The sequence below is a fragment of the uncultured Thiodictyon sp. genome (assembly GCF_903828115.1).
GTDB lineage: Bacteria > Pseudomonadota > Gammaproteobacteria > Chromatiales > Chromatiaceae > Thiodictyon.
Genome location: NZ_CAIKKU010000179.1, coordinates 1 through 7529, shown reverse-complemented (window position 1 = coordinate 7529; position 7529 = coordinate 1). Strand labels below are relative to the sequence as shown.

General features: G+C 65.7%; 7 protein-coding genes. 5 read left to right on the top strand and 2 right to left on the bottom strand.

What is annotated here, in order from left to right:
• Positions 1–315: 315 nt before the first annotated feature.
• The 5 genes from QZY48_RS06465 (at position 316) to QZY48_RS06445 (ending at position 3963) form a co-directional block, all read left to right on the top strand.
• Positions 316–1299 carry an aldolase catalytic domain-containing protein gene (locus QZY48_RS06465; RefSeq protein ID WP_295429198.1) on the top strand — a complete coding sequence of 328 codons (984 nt, stop codon included), beginning with the start codon at positions 316–318 and terminating at the stop codon, positions 1297–1299.
• A 132-nt stretch (positions 1300–1431) separates the two neighbouring features.
• Complete coding sequence (rluB, locus tag QZY48_RS06460) at positions 1432–2229, top strand: 23S rRNA pseudouridine(2605) synthase RluB (protein ID WP_295429200.1); 798 nt, start codon at positions 1432–1434, stop codon at positions 2227–2229.
• Between the two features lie 87 nt (positions 2230–2316).
• Positions 2317–2565: a type II toxin-antitoxin system ParD family antitoxin gene (locus QZY48_RS06455; protein ID WP_295429196.1), complete on the top strand. Its 249-nt coding sequence runs from the start codon at positions 2317–2319 to the stop codon at positions 2563–2565.
• A complete protein-coding gene (locus tag QZY48_RS06450) occupies positions 2562–2873 on the top strand; it encodes a type II toxin-antitoxin system RelE/ParE family toxin (RefSeq protein ID WP_295429194.1) in 312 nt (103 codons plus the stop codon). Before QZY48_RS06455 ends, QZY48_RS06450 begins: the two co-directional genes overlap by 4 nt.
• 166 nt (positions 2874–3039) lie before the next feature.
• Entirely contained in the window at positions 3040–3963 is a 924-nt protein-coding gene (locus tag QZY48_RS06445; protein ID WP_295429192.1) for a LysM peptidoglycan-binding domain-containing protein, read from the top strand.
• Positions 3964–4128: 165 nt separating this feature from the next.
• On the opposite strand, the gene QZY48_RS06440 is transcribed toward QZY48_RS06445, so the two are convergent.
• Together QZY48_RS06440 and rlmKL are read right to left on the bottom strand one after the other, a co-directional pair.
• Entirely contained in the window at positions 4129–5052 is a 924-nt protein-coding gene (locus QZY48_RS06440; protein ID WP_295429189.1) for an SDR family oxidoreductase, read from the bottom strand.
• Between the two features lie 218 nt (positions 5053–5270).
• Positions 5271–7424, bottom strand: coding sequence for a bifunctional 23S rRNA (guanine(2069)-N(7))-methyltransferase RlmK/23S rRNA (guanine(2445)-N(2))-methyltransferase RlmL (gene rlmKL / locus QZY48_RS06435; RefSeq protein WP_295429186.1), 2154 nt, complete (start codon positions 7422–7424; stop codon positions 5271–5273).
• Between the last annotated feature and the right edge of the window lie 105 nt (positions 7425–7529).

The window sequence follows — 7529 nt, the reverse complement described above, 5'->3', positions numbered from 1 at the left end:
TGTCGTAATCGAATAATCGGACCACGATTACGACAACGACAACGACAACGACAACGACAACGACAACGACAACGACAACGACAACGACGCCCGGTCCGTGAGAAGGTCCGGTCGCTGTCGCTGTAGGATACGCATCGCGTATCCGGCTCCGGCGGTCGTGGCAGCTTGGCGGGTACGCGATGCGTACCCTACGACATGTGCGTTAACGCATCAGTTCGGTTCGCACCCTGCGCCTGCAAACGATTTGCCGCCGCCGCCGGATATCCGGACAATGCAGGGTTTGGCTCAAGTCCAACCCCCTGCCTGGAGAAACCCGTGTCCGAAAAGGCCCCCTGGATCACCTACCGTCCCCAACTCAAAGTCCTCGATTGCACCATCCGTGACGGGGGATTGGTCAACGCCCATCAGTTCAGCGACGCCTTCGTCGGCGCCGTCTACCGCGCCTGCGTGGAAGCCGGCCTGGACTACATGGAGATCGGCTACAAGAACTCGAAAAAGGTCTTCCCGACCGATAAGTTCGGCCCCTGGCGTCACTGTGCCGAGGAGGACCTGCGCCGCGTCGTGGGCGACCATACCGCGGCCGCCACGGGGCTGAAGCTCGCCGCCATGGCCGACGCCGGCAAGAGCGATTGGCAGCACGACATCGTCGCGGCGGCCGACAGCCCGCTCGACATGATCCGGGTCGCCTTCTATGCCCACCAGGTGTCCGAGGCGGTCGAGATGATCCGCCACTGCCATGAACTGGGCTACGAGACCACCGCCAACCTGATGGCCGTCTCCAACATCACGGAGGAGGAGATCGACACGGTGCTGGAGGCCATCGCCGAGACCCCGGCCAGCACCATGGTCATCGTCGACAGCTTCGGCTACCTCTACCGCGAGCAGATCGACCGGCTCTACAAGAAGTATGCGGCGGCCATGGCCGGGACCGGCAAGGAGGTCGGCATCCACGCCCACAACAACCTTCAACTCGCCTTCGCCAACACCATCGAGGCGATCATCCTGGGCTGTAACCGGGTCGACTCCACCATCTACGGTTTCGGCCGCGGGGCCGGCAACTGCCACACCGAGCTGCTGCTCGGGTTCCTGCGTAACCCCAAGTTCAACATCCGGCCCATCATCGAGGTGATCCAGCATCAGGTGGCACCGCTGCGCAAGGAACTGATCTGGGGCCCGTCGATACCTTTCAACATCACCGGTCAGCTCAACCAGCACCCCCGTACCGCCATCGAGTGGACCGAGGGCCCCAACCGCGACGACTACCTGGCCTTCTACGACAAGGTCGTCTCGGAGTCCTGAGTGCGCCACCACCACGGCTCCGGCACACCCCCGCGTCCTTCAGGCACCGCCCGTCCGCCGCTCGACCGCAACCGCGGTGGGCGCGGCCGCACCGAACCGGTGCCCGCGCCGGCGGACGGCCCCGGCGAGCGGCTGCAAAAGGTCCTGGCCGAGCAGGGGCTGGGCTCGCGCCGCGAGATCGAGGTCTGGATCACCGAGGGCCGGGTCCGGGTCAACGGCCAGGTCGCCAAGCTGGGCGACCGCGCCACCCCCACCGACCGGCTGCGCGTCGATGGCCAGGAGGTCCGCCGCCGCCCCCGGCGCGAGGCCGAGAGCCAGATCATCGCCTACCACAAGCCGGAGGGTGAACTGGTGACCCGCCGCGACCCGGAGGGCCGGCCCACCGTCTTTCGGCACCTGCCGCGCCCCAAGGACGGGCGCTGGATCGCCGTTGGCCGGCTCGACATCAACACCTCCGGGCTCATGCTCTTCACCACCGACGGCGAACTGGCCAACCGGCTCATGCACCCCTCCCGCGAACTGGAGCGCGAGTACGCGGTGCGCATCCTGGGCCGGGTCCCGGACGGCACCCTGGACCGGCTGACCGCCGGGGTCGAACTGGAGGACGGCCCCGCCCACCTGGACGCCGTGAGCGCGCGTGGCGGCGACGGCGCCAACAGTTGGTATCACGTCGTCCTCAAGGAGGGCCGCAACCGCGAGGTCCGGCGCCTCTGGGAGGCGGTCGGCTGCCAGGTCAGCCGCCTGATCCGGGTGCGTTACGGCAACATCGAACTGGGTCGACGGCTCTTCCCCGGTGTCTGGCGACCGCTGACGGATGAGGAACGCCGGACCCTGCTGACCCTGGTCGGGATGGAGCCGGTGCGGCGCGCGCCGCGGGCCAGGACCGCGGCCTCACAAGTGTGGGCGCCCGGACCCGGGCGCGCTCGTTAGACCGTTGTGCGGGACGATGCGCCGCGGGCTTGACCTTACGGCATCCTCGATACCATATTGGCTACAAACAATGAGCCGAGGTGCGCGATGGCAACCACGAAGCTGAATTTGGGTGAGCGCTGGGAGGCGTTCATCGACAGCGAGGTCTCCTGCGGGCGGTACGGCTCCCCGAGCGAGGTCGTGCGCGATGCCCTGCGGCAGATGGAGGCAAGACAGCGAACGCTTGAGGCCCTGCGAACGCATCTCGCCGAAGGTGAGACGCAGGCGCAGCGCGGCGAGTTCGTGCAGGACTACTCCGTCGAGGCCATCTTGGCTTCGTCGGAGCAGGAGGCGTGACCCGGCCGTTTCGGATCACGCTCAGGGCCTCGCAGGACTTGCGGGACATCGCCCGCTACACCTTGCGGACCTGGGGCAGGAAGCAGCGCGATGCCTACGTGAACGCCATGGACCGACGGTTTCGGTGGTTGGCGGAAAACCCCCATCTCGGCAAGCCTCGCCCGGATATCAAGGACGGCTATTACAGCTACCCGCAAGGCTCGCATCTCATCTTTTATCTCGTACGCGAAGCCGGGATCGACATCATCGGCATCCCGCATCAGCGGATGGATGTCCTGGACTACTGGATGCCTGCGAGCAACCGGTAATGCCGACAGCGATCTCGGCCGAGAACCCCATGCGAACCCTAACGGCAAACGATCCGCGCAGCGGACCCTACGGGGCTCGTCATCCCAAATCATGGACGAACTGTAGCCCTCTGAGTGATATTCCGTATTAATAAGAACTGAGCCAAAAAATAAAGGAAACATACCTATGACCGAATGCGTTGTTCCCGCCCGCCAGCCGCCAAACGTCACCACGGGTTCTGAATACACCGTTCGGGCTGGTGACACTCTCACGGCAATCGCTACCCGCTTAGGATGCGCCTCGTGGCGTGAGCTGTACTACCACCCTGCCAACGAGCCGTTTCGCACGAAGCGCCCCAATCCGGACAAGATATTCCCGGGTGACGTGCTGATCATCCCCGGCCGACCAGCAGACACCGCGAGCCTGCCTACCGACCCCGGGCCGCGTTATATAACGGTCTTTTCTCCCCTGAATCCCGTTCAATTGGAGGGTGCTCAGCCCCAGCGTGGAGTGACGCCGAAGCCAGACCAGTTCGACGTCAACTACCGGCACCCGGGAGGCCTCAGGATCCGGCTAACCCTGTTCTGGGTTACGAACTGCGTAAACAGGAACTCGGCCGCAGGGCTTTTGCTGGCGCGGACGGAGGAGTTGTTCGCCCAACATGGCCTGGGACTCGACGTCTATCCCTCCCGCAACCCAACTCCGGAGCACACCATTGAAACACCGGCGAACGTAGTCGCGGCAGGCGGGCTGATGATCAACAATCCTCCGGAATACAATCACTGGAACGAAATCAGATACGAGGGATCGCGTCGCTTCGACGATCAGAAGGCACCGGGAAGGCGGCAGCGACTGCCGGTCTTTTTCTGCGAGTTCAAGTACCCTGCGAAAGGGGTTACGGTGGTCGGCTCGCCGTGGCCACCCTACGTACTTGTTAGCGGAAACGTCGTAACCGACCGGGGTACGCTCGCGCACGAAATTATCCACGCGGCCGGATTCGGACCACACATCCCCCGCCCGAATAACATCATGGCCGAAACTGACGGCTCAAGGGAGGAAATCTACCGGATGCACGTCGAAATGGTGGCCAAGGCCTATTTCACCCGGTAGTCCTGCCCACGATCGCGAACACCGTGAAGGGGACAGCCCAAGCCCCGAGCAATGCCGGTTCGGTGCTGAGCAGCGGTCCCAGGTCTTGGAGATACACAAAACAGGGACGCCGTGCGGCAACTTTGTCACCCCGCAGGTCGGAGGAGCCGCCCCGGCGAGCCCCGCTCAATCCATCAGATAGCCCAGTGTCGGCGCCGCGAACCGCTGGGGTCTGATGCCAAGTCGGGCCAGGCCGTCGTCCCCGGAGCAGACGTTGCCCTCGAGCAGCATCTCGATCTGGTCGCGGGTGATGGGGAACCAGGGATAGCGATCCAACAGCGCCGCCGCCGCCTTCACCGCGACGGCGGGCGCGGGCAGCATCCACTTGGAGCGTCCGCAGGCGGCGGCGATGGTGGTGAGGATGGCCTTCCAACTGAGCCGGTCCGGGCCGCACAGGCAGTAGGTCTCCGACTCGGTGCGCGGATCGGTCAGGGCCAGGGCAAAGGCCGCCGCCACGTCGGTCACACTGACCGGGGCGAGTTCAAACCGGCCAGCCTGGAGTGGGAGCAGGCCCGGAAAGAACAGCGGGGCGGGCAGGGGACTCAAGATGATGTCGCGTTTGAGCTGGTCGCAGAACTCCATGCGCCCTCGCGGGTCGCCGAAGATCACCGAGGGGCGGAAGATCGTCCAGCGCAGTCCCGCGGCCTTGACCGCCTCTTCGGCCCGGAACTTAGTGCGCTGATAGGCGGTGCCGTCGGCGCGAATGCCGTTCGCACTCATCAGGATGAAGCGCGGGACACCCTGGAGTCGGGCGGCCGCCAGGGTGTCGACGACGCCCTGGTACTGCAAGGCCTCGAAGGTGATACCGCGGGCCGGAAATTCGCGCAGTATGCCGATCAGATAGATGACGGCCGCGGTCCCTTGAAGGCAGTCGGCCAAGGCCTGGCGATCAGCCACCGTGCCCGTCACCCGTTCGCACCCGTCCGGTCGGTCGACCTTGGACTCGCTGCCGGGCCGCACCAGGAGGCGGGGGGTGTGGCCGTCCTCGAGCAAACGCTCAATCAGGTACGCGCCCACGAACCCGGTGCCGCCGATGATTGCAACCTTCATGTTGTTGTCTCCGCATGTCCAAAACGATGGGCTGGAACTGGTGGCTGTCCCGGGTTTGTCAAGCAAGTATCGCGAAGTGCGTAGCTCGGTTAGTAACGAGTCGAGAAAAAGTCAAACACAATCGTTGTCGTTGTCGTAATCGGAAAAGCGATAATCTCGACAACGACAACGACAACGACAACGACAACGACAACGACAACGACAACGACAACGAATCCCTAGCGGCGGATGCGCCAGCAGTTGTGGATGCGTGGGTTGCGGGCGAAGTCGCGGGGCAGGGTGTCCGCACTGATATCGGTGATCTCCAGTTCGGACAGCTCCTCGCTATCCATGCGGAAGCGCCGCAGGTTGTTGGAGAAGATCAGGGTTCCATCCGGCTCCAGCAGGCGTACCGCGGCGCGGATAAGGGCCGCGTGGTCGCGCTGGATGTCGAGCGTTTCGTCCATGCGCTTGGAGGTGGAGAAGGTGGGCGGGTCGAGAAAGATGAGGTCGAAGCGGCGCCGGCCCTCGACCAGCCGCAGCCAGTCGAGGCAGTCGGCGTGGATCAGCTCATGCCCCAGTCCTTCGATCCCATTGAGATCCAGGTTGCGCCGCGCCCAATCCAGGTAGGTGCGTGACAGGTCGACCGTGGTGGTGGCGGCGGCCCCGCCGCGGGCGGCATAGACGGTGGCGGTGCCGGTGTAGGCAAACAGGTTCAGGAAGCGCTTGTCGGCGGCCAGTTGTCCGATCAGGCGGCGGGTGTCGCGGTGGTCCAGGAAGAGTCCGGTGTCCAGGTAGTCCTCGAAGTTGACCAGGAAGCGGTGACCGCTCTCGGCGACCTGGTGGAAACGGCCGGTCGCGGCCAGGCGTTCGTACTGACGCTCGCCGCGCTGGCGCTCTCGCACCTTGAGATACACCTGGGTCTCGGGCACCTCCAGCACCTCGGGGATGACACTCATGGCCTCGCGCAGGCGACGGCGCGCGTCCCTGGGATCGATGGTGGCGGGGGCGGCATACTCCTGCACCACGACGCAGCGGCTCTCTCCCTCGTAGATGTCCAGCGCCACCGCGTACTCGGGTAGGTCCGCGTCGTAGAGTCGGTAGCAACTGATGTCCTGCGTCTTGAGCCACTTACGCAGGGCCTTGAGGTTCTTCGTGAGACGGTTGGCGAGACTGGTTGCGCCCTCGCTGCGTTGCTCCGGGGCCAGGGGGCGGGGCCGGCTGGAGACGAAGTAACGCGGGTCGACCTCGAAATGCAGCAACCGGCATTCGATGGGGCCGTTGTAGAGGGTGTGCAGGCGGATCGCCCGCAGGCCCATCTGCTTGCCGAGATCGGGGTTGCCGGTCAAGAGTGCGGCGCGCCAGCCAATGAAACGCTCCTTGAGCAGGCTGCCCAGCCGGGCATAGAGGGCGGGCAGGTCGAGGTCGGTGCCGAGCCGCTCGCCATAGGGGGGGTTGACGACGACCAGGCCCCGGTCCTCCTCCCGCCCGGGCCAGCAGTCGGCCAACTCCCGTCGCTCGAAATGGACCCGTCCCGCGAGTCCGGCCCGCTCCAGGCAGGCGATCGCCACGCGGATCGCCGTGGGGCTGGCATCATAACCGCGCAGCGGTGGCAGCCGGTGCAGTCCGGCGGTGCGTCGGATCTCGGCCTCGTCGATGAGGCGCTCCCAGATCGCGGGCTCATGCCCGACCCAGCCCAGGAAGCCGAAGTCCTGGTGCAGCAGGCCCGGGGCGATGTCCGCGGCGATCAGGGCCGCCTCAATGACCAGGGTGCCGGAGCCGCACATGGGGTCGAGCAGGGCGCCGCCCTCGGCCGCGCTGGTGGGCCAGCCGGCGCGCAGCAGGATGCCGGCCGCCAGGTTCTCCTTCAACGGCGCGGCGGAGCCCTCCTCCCGGTAGCCGCGGCGGTGCAGGGAGCCCCCTGAGAGGTCGAGTGCGATGACGGCGCTATCCTGGTAGGCATAGCAATGGATCAGCAGGTCCGGGTGGTCGGGGTCGACGTTGGGTCGGCGTCCGCAGTGCGCGATGAAGCGGTCGGCAATGGCGTCCTTGACCCGCAGCGCCGGGAACTGGCTGTTGTTGACCCCGGCCAGACTGCCGTCGAAGCGCACCGCGAAGGTCCGCTCCAGCGCCAGGTGCTCCTCCCAGGGGATGGCGCGGGCACCGGCGTAGAGGGCCTCGATGCCGGGTGCCGGAAAGGCCGCGAGTTGCAGCAGGACCCGGTTGGCCACCCGTGACCACAGACAGGCGCGGTAGCCGTCCTCCAGGGTACCGGTGAAACGGGCACCGCCGCGGGCCTCCACCGCCCCGTTCAGACCCAGTCGGTCCAACTCCTCGGCGAGCAGACTGCCCAGGTGCTTGGGGGCGGTGGCGAAGAAGGTATAGCGGGACATGCATGGGCCTGCGGGTGGGGGTGGGGGTGGGCGGCGAAAGGTGAGTAAGGATGCCGGGCGCAAACGTTGTCGTTGTCGTTGTCGTAATCGTGGTCGGATTATTCG